This window comes from Pseudomonas gingeri (assembly GCF_013386115.1).
GTDB lineage: Bacteria > Pseudomonadota > Gammaproteobacteria > Pseudomonadales > Pseudomonadaceae > Aquipseudomonas > Aquipseudomonas gingeri.
Window position 1 is genome coordinate 11,672 of the sequence record NZ_JACAOR010000010.1, and the last position, 19,437, is coordinate 31,108.

Genomic DNA, 19,437 nt, shown 5'->3' on the forward strand with positions numbered 1-19,437 from the left:
GATGCCGTTACGGACTCTGGAAACCTGGCCTCATGGTGCTGTCATGCTGGACGCGGAGCATACCCGCTTCGCGCTGTGGGCGCCGGACAGCTATTACGTCAGCGTCGATCTGGAAGATGGCCGCTCACTGGCCATGCTGCCGCAGAACGATGGCTGGTTCACCCTGGAAACCCGCTGCGGGGCCGGTACCCGCTACCGCTACAACATCGACGGCGAACTGCAGGTCTGCGATCCGGCTTCCCGGGCCCAGGCCGGCGGCGTGCACGCGCCGAGCGTAGTGGTCGATCCCCTGGCCTATCACTGGCAACACAAGGACTGGCAAGGGCGGCCCTGGCATACCGCGGTGATCTACGAGCTGCATGTCGGCGCCCTCGGCGGCTACCGCGCGGTTGAGCAGCATCTGCCGCGCCTGGCCGCGCTGGGGATCACTGCCATCGAGCTGATGCCCCTGGCTGAATTCCCCGGCGAGCGCAACTGGGGCTATGACGGCGTACTGCCCTATGCGCCGCAGTCATCCTATGGCTCGCCCGAAGACCTCAAGCACCTGATCGACAGCGCCCATGGCCATGGCCTGATGGTGATCCTCGACGTGGTCTACAACCACTTCGGCCCGGACGGCAACTTTCTCGGCCGCTATGCCAAGGACTTCTTCCGTGACGACTGCCAGACGCCCTGGGGCGCGGCCATCGATTTCCGCCGCCGGGAAGTGCGCGACTTCTTCATCGACAACGCCCTGATGTGGCTGCTGGAGTACCGTTTCGACGGCCTGCGCCTGGATGCGGTGCATGCGATCAACGACAGCACCTTCCTGCGCGAACTGTCCCAGACGGTACGCCAGCAGGTCGACCCGGGGCGGCATGTCTGGCTGACCGTGGAAAACGAATTCAACCAGGCCAGCCTGCTGGAAGAGGCCTACGACGGCCAATGGAACGACGACGGCCACAACGCCCTGCATGTGCTGCTGAGCGGCGAAACCGAGTCCTACTACGCCGACTACGCCCGGGAAACCACCACCAAGCTGGCACGCTGCCTGAGCCAGGGTTTTGTCTACCAGGGGCATCCCAACCGCCACGGCCGCAGCCGCGGCGAGCCGAGCGCGCACCTGCCGCCCACCGCCTTTATCCTGTTCCTGCAGAACCACGACCAGATCGGCAACCGGGCACTCGGCGAGCGTCTCAACCAGCTCTGCCCCGCTCCGGCTTTGCGCGCGGCCACCGTGCTGTTGCTGTTGTCGCCGATGATCCCGCTGCTGTTCATGGGCGATGAAACCGGTGCCGAGCAACCCTTCCTGTTCTTCACCGATCACCATGGCGAGTTGGCCGATGCCGTGCGCGAAGGCCGGCGCGCGGAGTTTGCCGAATTCGCCGCTTTCGCCGATCCGGAGCGGCGGGCGCATATCCCCGACCCGAACGCCCCGAGCACCTTCGAGGCCTCGCGCCCGGACTTCGACGCCGCCGCCCACTTCACCCGCGAGGCCACGGCGCGGCTCTACCGGCAGTTGCTGGAGATTCGTCACCGCGAACTGGTCCCCCGACTGCCCGGCGCCCAGGCCCTGGGTGCCGAGGTGCTGGCCGAGGGTGCCCTCAGCGCGCGCTGGCAACTGGGCGATGGCAGCCTGCTGCGCATCGACCTCAACCTCAGTGCCTCCCCCGTCGCGCATAGCGCCGACAGCACCGCCCGCTGGTTGTTCGAAAGCACCGCGGGCGCCACCCGACAGCTGGACGAAGGCAGCCTGGCGCCCTATTGCGCCCTGGTCAGCCTGAGCAACGATGAAGACTTGTCGTCCCTTGATGGAGAGTCACGATGAACGATGCGCAGCTGGAAATTCTTGCGAGCCGAGCGGGCCTGGCCGTTGACTGGGTCGATGCCAATGGCCGGCCGCAGAAGGTCCGGCCCGAGGTCCTGCGCAAGGTCCTGGCCGGTCTCGGCCATCCGGCCGATGACGATGCCGCCATTGAACGCAGCCTGCTGGAACTGCAACGGGTGCAACAGGACAAGCACCTGCCGCCGCTGCTGACAGCGGACTTCGGCCAGGGGCTGGACCTGGCCCGCTACTTCAGCGCCGATACACCTTGTGAGATTCAGCTGGAAGACGGTGCGGTACTCAATCTGCGACTGGACCAGGACGCGGTGCTGCCGGGCCTGGTGCCGGTCGGCTACCAGGCCGTGAGCATCGAAGGCCAGCATTTCACCCTGGCCGTCGCCCCCGCCGCCTGCCACAGCATGGCCGACGCCACCGATACCCGGACACCCCGGGCCTGGGGCCTGAGCGCCCAGCTCTACAGCCTGCAACGTCCCGGCGATGGTGGCTTCGGCGATACCCTGGCCTTGGAAGACCTGGCCCGGGCAGCCGGCGAACGGGGTGCCGATGCCCTGGCCATCAGTCCACTGCATGCGATGTTCAGTTGCGACCCGCAACGCTACAGCCCGTACTCGCCCTCCAGCCGCCTGTTTCTCAACAGCCTGTATGCCGCGCCGGGGGCGATCCTCGGCGAGCGAGCCCTGCGCATGGCCATCGACACCGCCGGCCTGGCCGATGAACTGCAGGCCCTGGAACAGTTGCCGCTGATCGACTGGCCTCGGGCGGCGCGCGCCAGGCAGCGTCTGCTACGCGCCTTGTACGATGGTTTCCGGCTGGGCGACCATCCCCTCGGCGAGGATTTCAACAGCTTCCGCCTGGCCGGCGGCGAAGCCCTGGAAAACCACTGCTGTTTCGAAGCGCTGCAAGCCTGGCGAGTCGCTCGCGACGAAAGCAGCGACTGGCGCCATTGGCCCGAGGAATGGCGCCATCCACGCGGCGCGGCACTCGCCCGCTTCGCCGAGGAACAGGCGCAGGAAATCGGTTTCTATGCATTCAGTCAGTGGCTGATCGCCCGTTGCCTGGAACGCGCACAGAACGCGGCCCGGGGCAGCGGCATGGGCATCGGCCTGATCGCCGACCTCGCCGTCGGTGCCGATGGCGGCGGCAGCCAGGCCTGGAGCCGGCAGGACGAGCTGCTGGCCGAACTCACCGTCGGCGCGCCGCCCGATATCCTCAACCGCTCCGGGCAGAGCTGGGGCATCTCCGCCTTCGCCCCTGAAGGCCTGAAGCGCCATGGTTTCCGCGCCTTTATCGAAATGCTGCGGGCCAACTTCGCCCACGCCGGGGGCCTGCGCATCGACCATGTGATGGGTCTGCAGCGACTCTGGGTGATTCCCCTCGGTTCGCCACCGAGCGACGGCGCCTACCTCTACTACCCGGTGGACGACCTGCTGCGCCTGCTGACCCTGGAGTCCTCGCGACACCAGGCCATCGTCCTCGGCGAAGACCTCGGCACGGTGCCCGACGGCCTGCGGGAAAAACTCAGTGCCCGCTCGATCCTCGGCATGCGCGTGCTGCTGTTCGAACAGGAGTACGACCATCGCTTCAAGCCCATACTCGACTGGCCGGACAATGCGCTGGCCACCACCAGCACCCATGACCTGCCCACCCTCAACGGCTGGTGGCATGCCCGGGACATCGACTGGAATATCCGCCTCGGGCTGATCGATACCCCGACCGCCGACCACTGGCGCCAGACCCGCCAGCATGAACGCGAAGGCCTGCACCGGGCACTGAGCGCGGACCCACAGAATTTTCGCGACGAGTCCCACGAGACCGACCAGGTGGTGGATGCCAGTATCCGGTTCCTCGGGCATACCCGTGCGCCGCTGGTGCTGTTACCGCTGGAAGATGCCCTCGGGATGGAGGAACAACCGAACCTGCCCGGCACCATCGACAGCCACCCCAACTGGCGCCGCCGCCTGCCGGGCAACAGCCGTGGGCTGCTGGACGATATCGATGCGGCACGGCGCCTCGAACTGCTGGCCTGCGCCCGTCTCCAGGCCGCCGAGCGGGATCGATGAGCGGCCCGGCACAAGCGCCACTGCGCGCCACCCTGCGGCTGCAATTGCACAAGGGCTTCCCGCTCGACGCGGCCACCGCGTGGGTCCCTTATTTCGCCCGACTGGGTATCAGCCATCTCTATGCCTCGCCGCTGCTCAGCGCCCGGGCCGGTTCGATGCACGGCTACGATGTGGTCGACCCGACCCGGGTCAATCCGGAACTGGGTGGCGAGCCCGCGCTGCGGCGCCTGGTCGCCGCCCTGCGCGAACACGGCATGGGCCTGATCCTGGACATCGTCTCCAACCACATGGCGGTGGGCGGTGCCGATAACCCCTGGTGGCTGGACCTGCTGGAATGGGGGCGACGCAGCCCCTATGGCGAGTTCTTCGACATCCAGTGGCATTCGCCGGACCCGCTGCTCGAAGGCCAGTTGCTGATGCCGTTTCTCGGCAGCGACTATGGCGTCGCCTTGCAGGACGGCACGCTGCCCCTGCGTTTCGATGCCGCGAGCGGCGGTTTTCACGTCGAGCATTACCAGCACCATTTTCCGATCTGCCCCCGGGACTACGGGCAGATTCTCGCCGACCTGCCGGGCCTGGACGATCTGGCCGTGCGCTTCAAGGCCCTCAATACCCTACCCGACGCCTACGGCCAGGCCCGGCAACTGCGCGCCGCGCTGGCCAGCCGCACGGAAAGTCACCCGGCGCTGCTGGCCAGCCTCGAGCGCTACGACTCCCGTGAACCGGAGGGATTCCAGCGCCTGCACCGGTTGCTCGAACGCCAGCATTACCGCCTTGCCAGCTGGCGTACCGCCGGCGACGACATCAACTGGCGGCGCTTCTTCGATGTCAACGAACTGGGCGGCCTGCGCGTCGAACGCCCGGCGGTGTTCGAGGCCACGCACCAGAAGATCTTCCAGCTGATCGGCGACGGCCTGGTGGACGGCCTGCGGATCGACCATATCGACGGCCTCGCCGATCCCCGCGGCTACTGCCGCCGGCTGCGACGCCGGGTCGATGCCCTGGCGCCGGACAGGCACCTGTCGATCCATGTCGAGAAGATCCTCGGCCAGGGCGAAAACCTGCACCGCGACTGGCAGGTCGACGGCACCACCGGCTACGAGTTCATGAACCAGCTGTCGCTGTTGCAGCACGATCCCCGTGGCGCCGAACCGCTGGCCGAACTCTGGAGCCGTCTCAGCGAGCGCCCCGCCGAGTTCGCCCAGGAAGCGCGACTGGCGCGCCAACAGATGCTCAACGGCTCGCTGGCCGGCGATTTCGAAAGCGTCGCCCAGGCCCTGCTGCAGGTAGCCCGCGACGACCTGATGAGCCGCGACCTGACCCTCGGCGCGATTCGCCGCGCCTTGCAGGCACTGATCGTGCATTACCCGGTATACCGGACCTACATCAATGCCTGCGGTCGCCCAACCGAGGACGAGCGTTTTTTCCAGCAGGCCCTCGCTGGCGCCCGCACCACCCTCGGCGAAGCCGACTGGCCGGTGCTCGACTACCTGCAACAGTGGCTGGGCGGCCAGCGCTGGCGTGAGCGCGCGCCCGGCCGCGAGCGCAAGCTGCTCAGGCATGCCTGCGTGCGCTTCCAGCAACTGACCTCGCCGACCGCCGCCAAGGCCGTGGAGGACACCGCGTTCTATCGTTCGGCGGTGCTGCTCTCACGCAACGACGTGGGCTTTTCCACCGAGCAGTTCAGCGCGCCCGTGGAGGACTTCCACGAGGCCAACCGCCAGCGCCTGCGGGATTTTCCCGACAACCTGCTGACCACCGCCACCCATGACCACAAGCGCGGTGAAGACAGCCGTGCACGGCTGGCCGTCCTGAGCGAATGCAGTGCGACCTATGTCGGCTGGATCGAACAATGGCGCACGCAGGCGGCAACCTTGCGCGATGACCCGGCGGCGCCCTCGGCGGGCGACGAACTGATGCTCTACCAGGCCCTGCTCGGCAGTTGGCCGCTGGACCTTGCGGCCGATGACCTGCCCGCGCTGCGCGAGTACGCCGGGCGCCTGCGGGAATGGCAACGCAAGGCCCTGCGCGAGGCCAAGCTGCAAAGCAGCTGGAGCGCACCGAACGAGGCCTATGAAAACGCCTGCCACGGTTTTCTCGACACCCTGCTGCTCAAGCCCGAGGGCCTGGCATTACGCAGCGCCATCGCTGCCGCCGTGCAATTCATCGCCGGCGCCGGCGCGCTCAACAGCCTGGCCCAATGTTTGCTGCGAATGACCGTGCCGGGGCTGCCTGACCTGTACCAGGGCAATGAGTTCTGGGACTTCAGCCTGGTGGACCCGGACAACCGGCGGCCGGTGGATTTTGCCGTTCGACAAGCGGCGCTGGAGGCTTCGACGACAGCGCAGGCACTGCTCGCGGACTGGCGCAGCGGCCGCATCAAACAGGCGCTGATCGCCCGTACCCTGGCGCTGCGGACCAGCCACGCCAGCCTGTTCAGTCGTGGCGACTATCAACCCCTGGAGGTGTCCGGCGAACACGCCGGGAAGGTGTTGGCGTTCAGTCGCGCGACAGCGACGCAAACGGCCATTGTGATCGTGCCGAGACTGGCGCTGTCCCTGTTGGCCACTGACGATCCGCCGTGGGTAGCGGCACCGGTTTGGGGCGATACACGGGTCAGACTGCCGTTCACCACCCCGACCGGCAAATTAAAGGGACTTTTTTCAACCAGCGCAGTCACAACCCTGGGAGAACTGAGGGTCGGTGACGCGCTTGGAGACTTCCCGGTCAATCTCTTTATCCAACCTTGAGTTCACTTCAGGAGCATGGCGATGAGTACCGACGAAAAACGCATTCGTGAGTTTGCCTATCAGATCTGGCAATCGGAGGGACAGCCCGACGGCCAGGAAGCCCGTCACTGGGAAATGGCCCGCAAGCTGGCCGAAGCCGAGGCCCTGGCACCGAGCAAGCCGGCCACCGCCAAGGCCAAGCCGAAGGCCGCCACCCCGACGGCCAAGAGCGTCGCCAAGCCGGCGGTGAAAGCCGCTGCCAAACCGGCAACCCAGGCAGCAGAGCCGGCAGCTAAAAAGCCGCGCGCGCCACGCAAGCCGGCCAGCTGAGCAGCGGCTGACGCTGCGCACCACGCAGCGGACGCAAAGCGCGCCACAAGACATTCCCCCCACGGAGCATGAGGGCGATCGACCGTGGGAGCGGGCTCGCCCGCGAACAGCCCTCCAGGTCGCTGAAAGCACAGGAGCACCACATGACCAAGCCCAAGCAAACCACGCCGACACCCGATGGCGAAGCCTCACGCATCCGCGAAGGCCTGCCCTTCCCGCTCGGCGCCACCTGGGATGGCCTGGGGGTCAACTTCGCGCTGTTTTCCGCCCACGCCACCAAGGTCGAACTCTGCCTGTTCGACGCCACGGGCGAGGTCGAGCTGGAACGCATCGAACTCCCCGAATACACCGACGAGATCTATCACGGCTACCTGCCCGACGCCCACCCGGGGTTGATCTACGGCTATCGGGTGCATGGTCCCTACGACCCGGGCAACGGTCATCGTTTCAACCCCAACAAACTGCTGATCGACCCTTACGCCAAGCAACTGGTCGGCCAGCTCAAATGGTCCGAGGCGCTGTTCGGCTATACCATCGGCCACCCGGACGCCGACCTCAGCTTCGACGAGCGCGACAGCGCACCCTTCGTCCCCAAGAGCAAGGTCATCGATCCCGCCCACACCTGGGGCCAGGACCAACGGGTCAGCGTGCCCTGGGACCGCACGATCATCTACGAAACCCATGTGCGCGGCATCAGCATGCGTCATCCCGCCGTGCCCGAGGCGGTACGCGGCACCTTTGCCGGGTTGATGGTCGATGACGTGCTGGAACATATCCGCAAGCTGGGCGTTTCTTCGGTGGAACTGCTGCCGATCCATGCCTTCGTCAATGACCAGCACCTGCTGCACAAGGGCATGACCAACTACTGGGGCTACAACAGCATCGCCTTTTTCGCCCCCGATCCGCGCTACCTCGCCAGCGGCAAGATCGCCGAGTTCAAGGAGATGGTCGCGCACCTGCACGAAGCCGGCCTGGAAGTGCTCCTGGACGTGGTCTACAACCATACCGCCGAAGGCAACGAGCAAGGTCCGACGCTGTCCATGCGCGGTATCGACAACGCCTCCTACTATCGGCTGATGCCGGACGACAAGCGTTTCTATATCAACGACTCGGGCACCGGCAACACCCTGGACCTGAGCCATCCGTGCGTCCTGCAGATGGTCACCGACTCGCTGCGCTACTGGGCCACGGAAATGCACGTGGACGGCTTCCGCTTCGACCTGGCGACCATTCTCGGGCGCTATCACGATGGTTTCGACGAGCGGCACAGCTTCCTCGTCGCCTGCCGCCAGGACCCGGTGCTGCGCCAGGTCAAGCTGATCGCCGAACCTTGGGACTGCGGGCCCGGCGGCTACCAGGTCGGCGGTTTCCCTCCGGGCTGGGTCGAATGGAACGATCGCTTCCGCGACACCGTGCGGGCCTTCTGGAAAGGCGACGATGGCCAGCTCGCCGACTTCGCCGGGCGCATGACCGCCTCCGGCGAACTGTTCAACCAGCGTGGCCGGCGCCCCTACACCTCGGTCAACTTCATCACCGCCCACGATGGCTTCACCCTGCACGACCTGGTGTCGTACAACGACAAGCACAACGAGGCCAACGACGAAAACAACCAGGATGGCAGCAACAACAACCTGTCCTGGAACCATGGTGTCGAAGGTCCCACCGACGACCCGGCGATCAACGCCCTGCGCCTGCGCCAGATGCGCAACTTCTTCGCGACCCTGCTGCTGGCCCAGGGCACGCCGATGATCGTCGCAGGGGACGAATTCGCCCGTACCCAGCACGGCAACAACAACGCCTATTGCCAGGACAGCGAGATCGGCTGGGTCAACTGGGACCTGGACGACGACGGCAGGTCCCTGCTGCGCTTCGTCAAGCGCCTGGTCAAGCTGCGCCTGGCCTACCCGATCCTGCGCCGGGGGCGCTTCCTGGTGGGCGACTACAACGAGGAGATCGGCGTCAAGGACGTCACCTGGCTGGCCCCGGACGGCAATGAAATGACCACCGAGCAATGGCACGACGGTCACGGCCGCTGCCTGGGCATGCTGCTCGACGGGCGGGCGCAGGTTTCCGGCATCCGCCGCGCCGGTGCCGACGCCACCCTGCTGATCGCGGTCAATGCCCACCATGACGGGGTCAATTTCCGCCTGCCCGAAGTCCCTCAGGGCATGTACTGGACCTGCATGGTCGATACCAACGACGTGGTGATCAAGGGCCAGGAGCGCTTCGCGTTCAACAGCGAATACACCCTCACCGGACGCTCGCTGGTGATGTTCGAATTGCAACACGATGAAGAGGACTGAGGAGCCGGCGAGTCCGTAACAATAAAAGTCGCATTTCGGACAACTTGAGCGATACTTGCCGTCGGCGCTCCAGGATGGGGGCGCCCGCACCTGCTGTCTGAATCAACGTGCACACTCTCACCACACAAGGACGTGGCCACATGAAACATCAATCCGCAGCCCGCAACGAGGCTGCGCCGCTGATCTGGAACGCTTCGCGGCAACTGGCCCGGGTGCCGACGCTGAGTCTCAATCGCCTGGTCGAACCGGGTAGCCGGGTGGTGGTCATCGCCCCCCATCCCGGTGACGAAGTCCACAGCTGCGGCGGCCTGCTGCAGATGCTCTCGACCCTCGAACATCCCCTGCAACTGATTTCCATCACCGATGGCAGCGCCACCTATCCGGGTTCTCGGATCTGGTCGGAGCAGCGCCTGAGCGTGGTCTGTCCACAGGAAACCGCCGAGGCCCTGCGCCGCCTGGGCATCGAATTGCACAGCCTGAAGTGGATTCGCGGCGGCTTCCAGCATGGCGCCCTGGAACAACAGGAAGATGCCATCTACCAGTGCCTGCGGCGCTACCTGCGCCCCGATGACGTGGTGTTCACCACCTGGCGGGAAGATGGCGATGCCGATCATGACGCGGTCGGCCGTGCCAGCGCCCGGGCCTGTACCGCCACCGGCGCGCGACTGGTCGAGCTGCCGGTCTGGGCCTGGTTCCGGCCCCTGCGTGACGAAGGCCTGATCCCCTGGCACCGGGCACGCAAGGTGCGCGTCGACACCTGGGGCGTGGCGCGCAAGCTGCACGCGATCCATGCCTATCACAGCCAGTTGCAGGGCGACCCCGAGCGCGGCATCCAGCCGATCCTGATGCCGGCGTTGATCGAACGGGCGCGGCAGCCCTTCGAGATGGTGTTCATCTGAGTCAAACGGGCCGAAAAGTACGCTTTTCAGGCCTGTTCAGAATCAATGCGAATAGACTAAATAACCTTATGATCAATGGGTTGAAACCGCTGATTCAGCCCGTCTGTTTATTCGCTATTTTCTTGACGCAACCCCACACCTCTCCTTAGCTACAAAGTGACTATCCCCGGTTTTAAAACCCAAGGGACAAGCCCTCGGATGCCCGCCTGGAGCGGGTCGCCGAGGGTTTGCCCCGATGATTTCGGCCGCCCCTCGTTCGGGGGTAGGAGAGACGCCAGTGCAGGTATCTATGCGACAGCAAGGAACACCCGATGAAAACGTTCATGATCCACCCCACCCTGAGGACAATGGTCAATCTGGCTTCGACTTCCCTCCTGCTGTGTTCCGCCGTGGAACTGCAGGCGGCCCCGGCCGGGGACGATCCGCAGCTCTGGCTTGCCAGCAACACCCCCTCCCTGCTGCCTGCCGGCCAGCCATGGGCGCTGGACAACAGCGAGCGCCTGCCCGGAGCGCGCTTTGCCGCCATCGTGGCGAACAATGGCGACCCCGAAACCTACACGGGATTCCATGACCGGGCGCTGGGCCTGAACGAGGCCGGCAACCTCGACCCGTTGTTTTCCGGTGCCTTCGGCGACCTGCTGATCATCCCCGGCGCCTATGCCAATCGCAGCGGCGGGCACACTGTCAGGGCCGGGGTATTCACCGGACAAAGCGGACCGCTGGACCAGGTTGACGGATTTGTCATGGCGCCCCGCGATCCACGCGCCGACGGCCTGAATGCCGCGGGCAACAATGTCGGGGCGTTCTGGAGCCTGACCGGACAGCAGGGCTGGCACGTCAATCTCACCGCCATGAACAACCAGGGCACGACCTATATCCGCTCACCCCAAGGCACCCTGCAAGCCACGTCCTCCAAGGGCCAGACGTTTTCCCTGGAAGGTGGCTTCCCCATCGGCCTGGGGAACAACTGGGTCATAGAACCCCAGGCACAACTGGTCAACCAGCAAGTCAGCGGCAATGTCGCCGGCCTGACGGAGGCCTCGGCGGACCAGTCGCTCTGGAGCGGCAGGATCGGCGCCCGCCTCAAAGGCGCCTACGAGGTCCGTGGCCTGCCGGTGGAACCCTACCTGCGCACCAACTTCTGGCACACCTTCGGCACCGGCAACACCTTGAGCCTGGAGCAGGTAGACAAGATCAGCAGCAGTCGCAATGCCTCCACCGTGGAACTGGGACTGGGCCTGGTGGCCAGGGTCTCGCCGACCGTCAGCCTGTATGTCAGCGCGGACTACAGCGGCACCTCCGATGACAATGGCCTCAATGGGATCATCGGCAATATCGGCGTAAGGATGCGTTGGTAGGCACCGCCCCCTGTGGGAGCGGGCTTGTCGGGACGCCGCGCCGCCGCGAAGCGCCTGGCGTCCTCGCCGACCTCATCGCCGGCAAGCCGGCTCCCACAAGGATCGCGACCTCAGGAGTGCCCCTGCGGCTGCAGCATCAACACCGCCAGCGGCGGCAGGTTCAGCACCAGCGACGTGGCCTGTCCATGGCTGGCGTGGTCCTCGGTGAAAGCCCCGCCCCCATTGCCATAATTGGAACCGGCATAGATCGCCGCGTCGCTGTTGATCACCTCCTTCCACTGCCCGGCAAAAGGCACGCCGATCCGATACGCCTCGCGCGGCACCGGGGTGAAGTTGGCGACCACCAGCAGCGGTCGCCCTTCGCGGCTCCAGCGCAGCCAGGCGTAGACGCTGTTGGTCGCGTCATCGCCGATCAACCACTGGAAGCCCTGGGGGGCACCGTCCTGGTCGTACAGCGCCGGCTCGTCGCGATACAGCTGGTTGAGATCGCTCACCAGCTTCTGCACACCGAGGTGCTCGGAGTATTGCAGCAGGTACCAGTCCAGTTGCTGGTCGTGATTCCACTCGCGCCACTGGCCGAACTCACAGCCCATGAACAGCAGCTTCTTGCCCGGATGCCCCCACATGAAACTCAGGTAGGCCCGCAGGTTGGCGAACTTCTGCCAGCGGTCGCCGGGCATCTTGTCGATCAGCGAATGCTTGCCGTGCACCACTTCATCATGGGAAATCGGCAGGATGAAACGCTCGGACCAGGCGTACACCAGGCCGAAACTCAGCTCGTTGTGGTGATGCGCACGGTACACCGGGTCCTGCTGGATGTAGTGCAGCGAGTCATGCATCCAGCCCATGTTCCACTTGTAGGCGAAACCCAGGCCGCCCTGCTGGGTGCCCTGGCTGACTCCCGGCCAGGCCGTGGACTCCTCGGCGATGACCAGCGCGCCCGGGGCTTCCAGGGCTACCACATCGTTGAGATGACGGAGGAAATCGATGGCCTCGAGGTTCTCGCGGCCGCCATGCCGGTTGGGTACCCACTCCCCGGCCTTGCGCGAATAGTCGCGGTAGAGCATCGAGGCCACCGCATCCACCCGCAGCCCGTCGACATGGAAATGCTTGAGCCAGTGCAGCGCCGACGCCAGCATGAAGCCGTGCACCTCGGTGCGTCCGAGGTTGTAGATCAGCGTGTCCCAATCCTGGTGAAAGCCTTCCAGCGGGTTGCCGTACTCGTACAGCGCCGTGCCGTCGAATTGCGCCAGGCCATGGGTATCGGTGGGAAAATGCGCCGGTACCCAGTCGAGAATCACGCCGATACCGGCCTGGTGGCAGGCATTGACGAAGGCGGCGAATTCGTCCGGCGTGCCATACCGGGCACTGGGCGCGAACTGCGATAGCGGCTGATAGCCCCAGGAGCCACCGAAGGGATGCTCCATGATCGGCATCAGTTCGATATGGGTGAAGCCCAGTTGCCGGACATAGGGAATCAGCCGCTCGGCCAGCTCGCCCCAGCTGTACTGGCGGGACACCTCGCCCACCTCATCGATCTCGCACTGCCAGGAACCGGCGTGCAGTTCATAGATCGACAGCGGGGCGTCCGGCCGTTGCCGCTCGCCGCGCGCCTGCATCCAATCCTGGTCCTGCCAGTCGATGCGCAGCGGCGAGGCCACCCGCGAGGCCGTGTCCGGCGGCAACTGGGTCGCCAGTGCCACCGGGTCGGCCTTGAGCGGCAGGATCGCGTCGGCGGCGAGAATCTCGTACTTGTAGGCCTCCCCCGGATGCAGGCGCGGGATAAAGATTTCCCAGACCCCGCTCGAATGGCGCAGGCGCATCGGATGGCGACGGCCATCCCAGATATTGAAGTCACCGACCACCGACACCCGCCGGGCGTTCGGCGCCCAGACCGCGAAGCGCACACCGTCGATGCCGTCGACCGTCATCACCTGGGCACCGAAACAGCCGCTCAGGTCGCGATGATTGCCCTCGGCGAACAGGTACAGGTCCATCTCCCCCAGCAAGGGGCCGAAGCTGTAGGGGTCTTCGCAGATCTGCTCGCCGCCGGCCCACTGGATCCGCAGCAGGTAGGGCTGGCGATCGGCGAAACGGCCGACATACAGGCCCGGCACCGCGTTGCTGTCCAGGCGGCCCAGCACCTCCTCGCTGCCACGGGCCAGGACCTCGACGCTCAGCGCCCCCGGCAGGAACGCACGGATGAATTGCCCGCCCGCACCGTCGTCGTGGGGGCCGAGAATGGCAAACGGGTCCTGGTGTTCGGCCCGCACCAGCGCTTCGATATCGTGGCTGGCGGGTAACAGGCTGGCCTTTGTCTTACCTTGTTCCTTACTTGAACTCATTGCTGCTCTCCACCGGACAAGGATTTCACCTCACTCAACAACCCGCTCAAGCCGTGCAGGGGCACGGGTAGCCAGGTCGGACGGTTCTCCGCCTCATAGACAATTTCGTAGGCAGCCTTCTCCAGACTGAACAGGGCCAGGGCCGCTTGCGCGCCCGCCGGGTCCTGCCATGCATGAGCAAGACTAGTCGTTGCCTGCCGATATGCCCGGATAAACGCCTCGCGTGAATCTTTCAGGTAACGCTCGGCAACCCGCTGCAGCGCGGCTTGCGCCTCCGGCGAGGAGTCGCCGGCGTGGGAGCGGTCGAGCGCCATCGCCGCGGCATAGTCGAACGAGCGCAGCACCCCGCTGACATCCTTGTACGGGCTGTGCTTGCCTCGACGCTCCTGCAACGAACGCGCCGGTTCGCCCTCGAAGTCGATCAGGTAGGCATCGCCCTGCACCACCAGCACCTGACCCAGATGCAGGTCGCCGTGCACGCGAATGCGCAAGCCGCCCTGCACCTGCGCGGCAAGCGCCTGGACATGGGCGACGATGGCCTTTTTCCGGGCCGTCAGGTGCCTGACCAGGGCCTGGTCCGCGGGGGCCAGTTGCGCCTGATGCTGTTCGAGCAATTGCAGGGCCCGGGTCATCTGGCTGCCGATCTGCTTGCCCCAGGCCTGGCTGTCCTTGGCCGTACTCACCTGGGCGCTGAAATCCGCATTGGCGGTCGGCGCGGACAGCACCTGGTGCATCTCGCCCAGGCGCTGGCCCAGCAAGCCGGCGAAGTTCGCCAGTTCGTCGAGGGCATTGAACGGCTGCGGGTGCTCGACCGTGCCGTCGGCCAGTTCATCGCGGATCGCCCGCTCCAGGTTGTTCTGGGTCCAGACCCAGGCATCGCCCTGGTTGTTCAGCAGGCCCTGGGCAATCATCAGCAGGCTTTCCCCGCCCTCCGGATCACGGCGCACCACCGACCCCAGCAACGGCGAAATATGCCTGAAGCCGGCGGCACTCAGGTAGGCACTCATTTCCAGTTCGGGGTGAATGCCGGCGCTGACCTTGCGGATCAGCTTGAGCATCACCCGCTCACCCACCACCACCGAGCTGTTGGACTGCTCGGCGGACAGGTAACGCACCTCGGCATCCGCCGGCAACGGCTGCGCCAGCAGTTCGGCGCTGGCCTGGAAATGCAGCTCGCCGGCGCTGCCGCTGAGCACGCTGCCGGCCTGCAAGCCCTGGATCACCGCCCGCACAAAACTCTCGAGACTGAAGGCATCGGTGATCAGACCCACCTGGCGCCCGCGCCGGACCCGGGCCAGTGCCAGTTGCTGGGGCAGCGCGGCATTGATGTGCTCTTCGGCCAGCAGGCCGAAGGGTATCTGGTAGCGGCTGACCTGGCCGCCGACCGTCACCTCGACTTCGCCGAGCAGCACCGGTTGCTGGGCATCGCCGAAACGCAGGCCATAGAGCAGATGCACCTGTTCGATGGCGGCATCCTTGTTGGCGAACCAGCGCCGCTTGGGCAGCCACTCGGGCAACGACACCTGCTCCAGGGTGGTGCGCGAAGGGGCTTCGAGCAATTCTTCGAGGCGCTTTTTCAAGACCAGGGTGGTGAAGTCCGGCAGGCTCTGGGGGGCTTCCACATGCCAGCTGGGCATCTGCGTCTCGGCAGCCAGGAGGAACCAATAGAAGCCGTAAGGCGCCAGGGTCAGCAGGAAATTCAATTGCCCGATAGGCGGAAAGGCGTTGCCCCCGAGCATCTCCACCGGCACCTTGCCAGCAAAGTGCGACAGGTCCAGTTCCGCCGCCTGGGCGGTACGCGAGACGTTGGCGACACACAGGATGATTTCGCTCTTGCCATCCGCCCCGGTGTATTCGCGGGTGTAGGCGAGGATCCGGCGATTGGCCGGCGATAGCATTTTCAGGCTGCCGCGACCAAAGGCCTTCTGCTGCTTGCGCACCGCCAGCAGGCGTCGGGTCCAGTTCAGCAATGAATGGGGATCGCCGGCCTGGGTCTCGACGTTCACCGACGGATAACCGTAGAGCGGGTCCATGATCGGTGGCAGTACCAGGCTGGCCGGATCGGCGCGGGAAAAACCGCCGTTGCGGTCGATCGACCACTGCATCGGCGTACGCACACCATCGCGGTCGCCCAGGTAGATATTGTCGCCCATGCCGATTTCATCGCCGTAGTACAGGGTCGGCGTGCCCGGCATCGACAGCAGCAGGCTGTTGAGCAGTTCGATCCTTCGGCGGTCACGCTCCATCAGCGGCGCCAGGCGCCGGCGGATACCGAGATTGATCCGCGCCCGGCGGTCGGCGGCATAGTAATTCCACAGATAGTCGCGCTCACGGTCGGTGACCATCTCCAGGGTCAGTTCATCGTGGTTACGCAGGAAAATCGCCCACTGGCAGTTGGCGGGAATCTCCGGGGTCTGGCGCAGGATGTCGGTGACCGGAAAGCGATCTTCCTGGGCCAGGGCCATGTACATGCGCGGCATCAGCGGAAAGTGGAAGGCCATGTGACACTCGTCGCCGTTGTCGCCCTTCTGGTCACCGAAATACAACTGGGTGTCTTCCGGCCACTGGTTGGCTTCGGCCAGCAGCATGCGGTCGGGGTAATGGGCGTCGATTTCGGCACGGATCTGCTTGAGCACCTGGTGGGTCTCGGGCAGGTTCTCGTTATTGGTGCCGTCGCGCTCGATCAGGTAGGGAATGGCGTCCAGGCGCAGGCCGTCGATGCCCATGTCGAGCCAGTAGCGCATCACCGACAGCACCGCCTTCATGACCTGCGGATTGTCGAAGTTCAGGTCCGGCTGGTGGGAGTAGAAACGGTGCCAGAAGTATTGGCCGGCGACGGGGTCCCAGGTCCAGTTGGACTTCTCGGTGTCGAGAAAGATGATCCGGGTCTCGTTGTACTTGTCATCGGTGTCGGACCACACATAGAAGTCCCGCGCACTGGAGCCCGGCTTGGCCTTGCGGGCCCGCTGGAACCAGGGGTGCTGGTCGGAGGTGTGGTTGATCACCAGCTCGGTGATCACCCGCAGGCCGCGCTTGTGCGCCTCGGCGATGAACCGCCGGGCATCGGCGAGGGTCCCGTAGTCGCTGTGGACCCCGCGATATTCGGCGATGTCGTAGCCATCGTCGCGGCGTGGCGAGGGGTAGAACGGCAGCAGCCAGATCGTGTTGACGCCGAGGTCGGCGATATAGTCGAGCTTGGCAATCAGGCCGGGAAAGTCGCCGATACCATCGTTATTCGAGTCGAAAAAGGACTTTACATGCACTTGATAGATGACCGCATCCTTGTACCAGAGGGGGTCATTGATAAAGGTTGCTGGGCGGGATTTCTTCGCCATGCTTCATTCCTCTTTTGACGATCGTTCCCACGCTCCGCGCGGGCATGCATCCGGTGACGCTCCGCGTCACCAAAGCGCACGCGGAGCGTCCAGAGCCGCATTCCCACGCCAAGCGAGGGAACGATCATTGATCATCAGATCGTGCTGATCCGCCAGATCCCGAACGGCTGGTGCCAGGGTTCGATGCGCATCCACTGGGTCTTGCCGTACCAGGTCCAGGTATGGCCATTCATCAGGTCTTCACCCCGGGTCGGGGCATCGTCAGGCAGGCCGAACTCCCACAGCGGCAGTTCGAAATGCGCCTCCTGGGCGTTGTGCGGGTCAAGGCTGACCGCCACCAGGATGAAACTCTTGCGGTCGGCGGTGCGTTTGCCGAAGTACAGGATGTTGTCGTTCCAGGCGTTGTAGACCTGCAGCCCCAGGTGCGTCTGCAACGCCGGGTGCTGGCGGCGGATACGGTTGAGCTGGGCGATCTCGGCAATGATATTGCCCGGCGTGTTGAAGTCCCGCGGGCGGATCTCGTACTTCTCCGAGTCCAGGTACTCTTCCTTGCCCGGCACCGGCGCCGACTCGCAGATCTCGAATCCCGAATACATGCCCCACAGGCCAGAGCCCATGGTGGCCAGGACCGCGCGGATGAGAAAGCCGGCGCGGCCCGACTCATGCAGGAACGCCGGGTTGATATCCGGGGTATTGACGAAGAAATTCGGCCGGTAGCACTCACGCCAGGGCGACTGGTTCAGCTCGGTGAAATAGCTCGCCAGCTCGGCCTTGGTATTGCGCCAGGTGAAGTAGGTGTAGCTCTGGGAGTAACCGACCTTGCCCAGGCGCGCCATCATCGCCGGCGTGGTGAAGGCCTCGGCGAGGAAGATCACCTCGGGATGACGACCGCGCACATCGGCAATCAGCCACTGCCAGAAGGGCAGCGGCTTGGTGTGCGGGTTATCGACGCGGAAGATCTTCACGCCCTCCCCGACCCAGCCGAGGACGATATCGCGCAGCTCGATCCACAGGCTGGGAATGGCGTCGGCCGCATAGAAGTCGACGTTGACGATATCCTGGTATTTCTTCGGCGGGTTCTCGGCGTATTTGATTGTGCCGTCCGGCCGCCAGTTGAACCAGCCGGGATGCTGCTGCAGCCAGGGGTGGTCCTGGGAACACTGGATGGCGAAATCCAGGGCGATCTCCAGGCCATGGTCGGCGGCGGCGGCCACCAGCCGCCGGAAGTCCTCGCGACTGCCCAGTTGCGGGTGAATCGCCTCGTGCCCACCCTCCTCGCTGCCGATGGCATAGGGGCTGCCCGGATCGTCGGGACCGGCCGTCAGGGCGTTGTTCGGGCCCTTGCGATGGCGGCGCCCGATGGGGTGGATCGGCGGGAAGTACAGCACGTCGAAGCCCATATCGCGGATCGCCGGCAAACGCGCGTGCACATCATTGAAGGTGCCATGGCGCGACGCACGGTCGGTGACGGAACGGGGGAACAACTCGTACCAGCTGGCGAACTGCGCCAGGCCGCGCTCGACTTCCAGGGGAAAATCATAGCTGCGGCTGAGATAGGCATGATGATCCGCCAGACGCATCAGCACCGCCGTGGCCGGCTTGAGAAAACACTCGACCTGGCCGTCGTTGGACAGGTGGGACAGTTCCTCATGCAAGGCCGTCAGGCGCTGCACCAGGTCGCCCTGGCTGCGTTCGATGGCCTGGTGCACATGTTCGCGCCCTTCCTGCAACTCCAGGTCGATCGGCACCCCGGCCACGAATTTCTTCTCCAGTTCGTAGCAGAAGCTGCCGAACTGATCGATCCAGGCCTCGATCCGATACACATAATGGCCCTGGCCGCCGACCCGCAGCCGCCCCTGCCAGGCGTTATTGCCCTGGTCGGTCATCACCGAGCGCTGCCAGTCGGCGGCATCGGCGGCCTTCCAGGCCAGCATCACCGCCAGCTTGTCATGCCCATCGGTAAACACCTTGGCGTTCACCGTGAGTTCCTGCCCGGCCACTGCCTTGACCGCGAACTGCCCACCATCGACGGACGGCGTCACGTTCTCGATGGCGATGCGTGGCAGCAATAGCGCCTGGGACAAAGGCAGGACTTCGGTGATTTCCTCGTCCAACGATTTATCAGCTGTCATCGAGCATCACTCCTTACGTCCTGTGGACGCTCTACCCTGCATGATCATGGTTCGTCGCGACTGGCTTCATCCTGAAAGGCCGCTCAAGTTCGGAGCCGGAGGCCCGCTGAAAAGTTCAGAC

The 19,437-nt window shown here is 65.1% G+C and carries 10 protein-coding genes; 7 read left to right on the plus strand and 3 right to left on the minus strand.

The features are described 5' to 3' along the window. The first annotated feature begins 1 nt into the window (after position 1). From treZ to HX881_RS19025, 7 genes are all read left to right on the plus strand, one after another. Entirely contained in the window at positions 2-1,807 is a 1,806-nt protein-coding gene (treZ, locus tag HX881_RS18995) for a malto-oligosyltrehalose trehalohydrolase (protein WP_177085966.1), read from the plus strand. Beyond that, positions 1,804-3,885: a 4-alpha-glucanotransferase gene (gene malQ, locus HX881_RS19000; RefSeq protein WP_177085968.1), complete on the plus strand. Its 2,082-nt coding sequence runs from the start codon at positions 1,804-1,806 to the stop codon at positions 3,883-3,885. Before treZ ends, malQ begins: the two co-directional genes overlap by 4 nt. Further along, positions 3,882-6,635, plus strand: a complete 2,754-nt coding sequence (locus HX881_RS19005; protein ID WP_177085970.1) for a malto-oligosyltrehalose synthase — start codon at positions 3,882-3,884, stop codon at positions 6,633-6,635. Before malQ ends, HX881_RS19005 begins: the two co-directional genes overlap by 4 nt. A gap of 21 nt (positions 6,636-6,656) precedes the next feature. Further along, positions 6,657-6,944, plus strand: coding sequence for a DUF2934 domain-containing protein (locus HX881_RS19010; protein ID WP_177085972.1), 288 nt, complete (start codon positions 6,657-6,659; stop codon positions 6,942-6,944). Positions 6,945-7,087: 143 nt separating this feature from the next. Beyond that, complete coding sequence (gene glgX, locus HX881_RS19015; RefSeq protein WP_017125022.1) at positions 7,088-9,247, plus strand: glycogen debranching protein GlgX; 2,160 nt, start codon at positions 7,088-7,090, stop codon at positions 9,245-9,247. A 140-nt stretch (positions 9,248-9,387) separates the two neighbouring features. Next, positions 9,388-10,146 carry a PIG-L deacetylase family protein gene (locus HX881_RS19020; protein WP_103033132.1) on the plus strand — a complete coding sequence of 253 codons (759 nt, stop codon included), beginning with the start codon at positions 9,388-9,390 and terminating at the stop codon, positions 10,144-10,146. A 311-nt stretch (positions 10,147-10,457) separates the two neighbouring features. Then, on the plus strand, positions 10,458-11,504 hold the full coding sequence (locus tag HX881_RS19025) for an autotransporter outer membrane beta-barrel domain-containing protein (RefSeq protein ID WP_017125019.1): 1,047 nt from the start codon (positions 10,458-10,460) through the stop codon (positions 11,502-11,504). A gap of 110 nt (positions 11,505-11,614) precedes the next feature. On the opposite strand, the gene glgB is transcribed toward HX881_RS19025, so the two are convergent. The 3 genes from glgB to HX881_RS19040 all read right to left on the minus strand — a co-directional run bounded on the left by glgB (position 11,615) and on the right by HX881_RS19040 (position 19,316). Further along, entirely contained in the window at positions 11,615-13,849 is a 2,235-nt protein-coding gene (gene glgB / locus HX881_RS19030) for a 1,4-alpha-glucan branching protein GlgB (protein ID WP_177085974.1), read from the minus strand. Then, positions 13,846-17,184: a maltose alpha-D-glucosyltransferase gene (gene treS, locus HX881_RS19035; protein ID WP_177085976.1), complete on the minus strand. Its 3,339-nt coding sequence runs from the start codon at positions 17,182-17,184 to the stop codon at positions 13,846-13,848. Before treS ends, glgB begins: the two co-directional genes overlap by 4 nt. A 134-nt stretch (positions 17,185-17,318) precedes the next feature. After that, complete coding sequence (locus tag HX881_RS19040) at positions 17,319-19,316, minus strand: alpha-1,4-glucan--maltose-1-phosphate maltosyltransferase (protein WP_177085978.1); 1,998 nt, start codon at positions 19,314-19,316, stop codon at positions 17,319-17,321. Positions 19,317-19,437: the final 121 nt, after the last annotated feature.

Excerpts from the sequence above, each read along its gene's own strand:
- HX881_RS19020 (WP_103033132.1), top strand. The coding sequence starts at position 9,388 with ATGAAACATCAATCCGCAGCCCGCAACGAGGCTGCGCCGCTGATCTGG.
- HX881_RS19025 (WP_017125019.1), top strand. The coding sequence starts at position 10,458 with ATGAAAACGTTCATGATCCACCCCACCCTGAGGACAATGGTCAATCTG.
- treZ (WP_177085966.1), top strand. The coding sequence starts at position 2 with ATGCCGTTACGGACTCTGGAAACCTGGCCTCATGGTGCTGTCATGCTG.
- HX881_RS19010 (WP_177085972.1), top strand. The coding sequence starts at position 6,657 with ATGAGTACCGACGAAAAACGCATTCGTGAGTTTGCCTATCAGATCTGG.
- treS (WP_177085976.1), bottom strand. The coding sequence starts at position 17,184 with ATGGCGAAGAAATCCCGCCCAGCAACCTTTATCAATGACCCCCTCTGG.
- HX881_RS19005 (WP_177085970.1), top strand. The coding sequence starts at position 3,882 with ATGAGCGGCCCGGCACAAGCGCCACTGCGCGCCACCCTGCGGCTGCAA.
- glgX (WP_017125022.1), top strand. The coding sequence starts at position 7,088 with ATGACCAAGCCCAAGCAAACCACGCCGACACCCGATGGCGAAGCCTCA.
- glgB (WP_177085974.1), bottom strand. The coding sequence starts at position 13,849 with ATGAGTTCAAGTAAGGAACAAGGTAAGACAAAGGCCAGCCTGTTACCC.
- HX881_RS19040 (WP_177085978.1), bottom strand. The coding sequence starts at position 19,316 with ATGACAGCTGATAAATCGTTGGACGAGGAAATCACCGAAGTCCTGCCT.
- malQ (WP_177085968.1), top strand. The coding sequence starts at position 1,804 with ATGAACGATGCGCAGCTGGAAATTCTTGCGAGCCGAGCGGGCCTGGCC.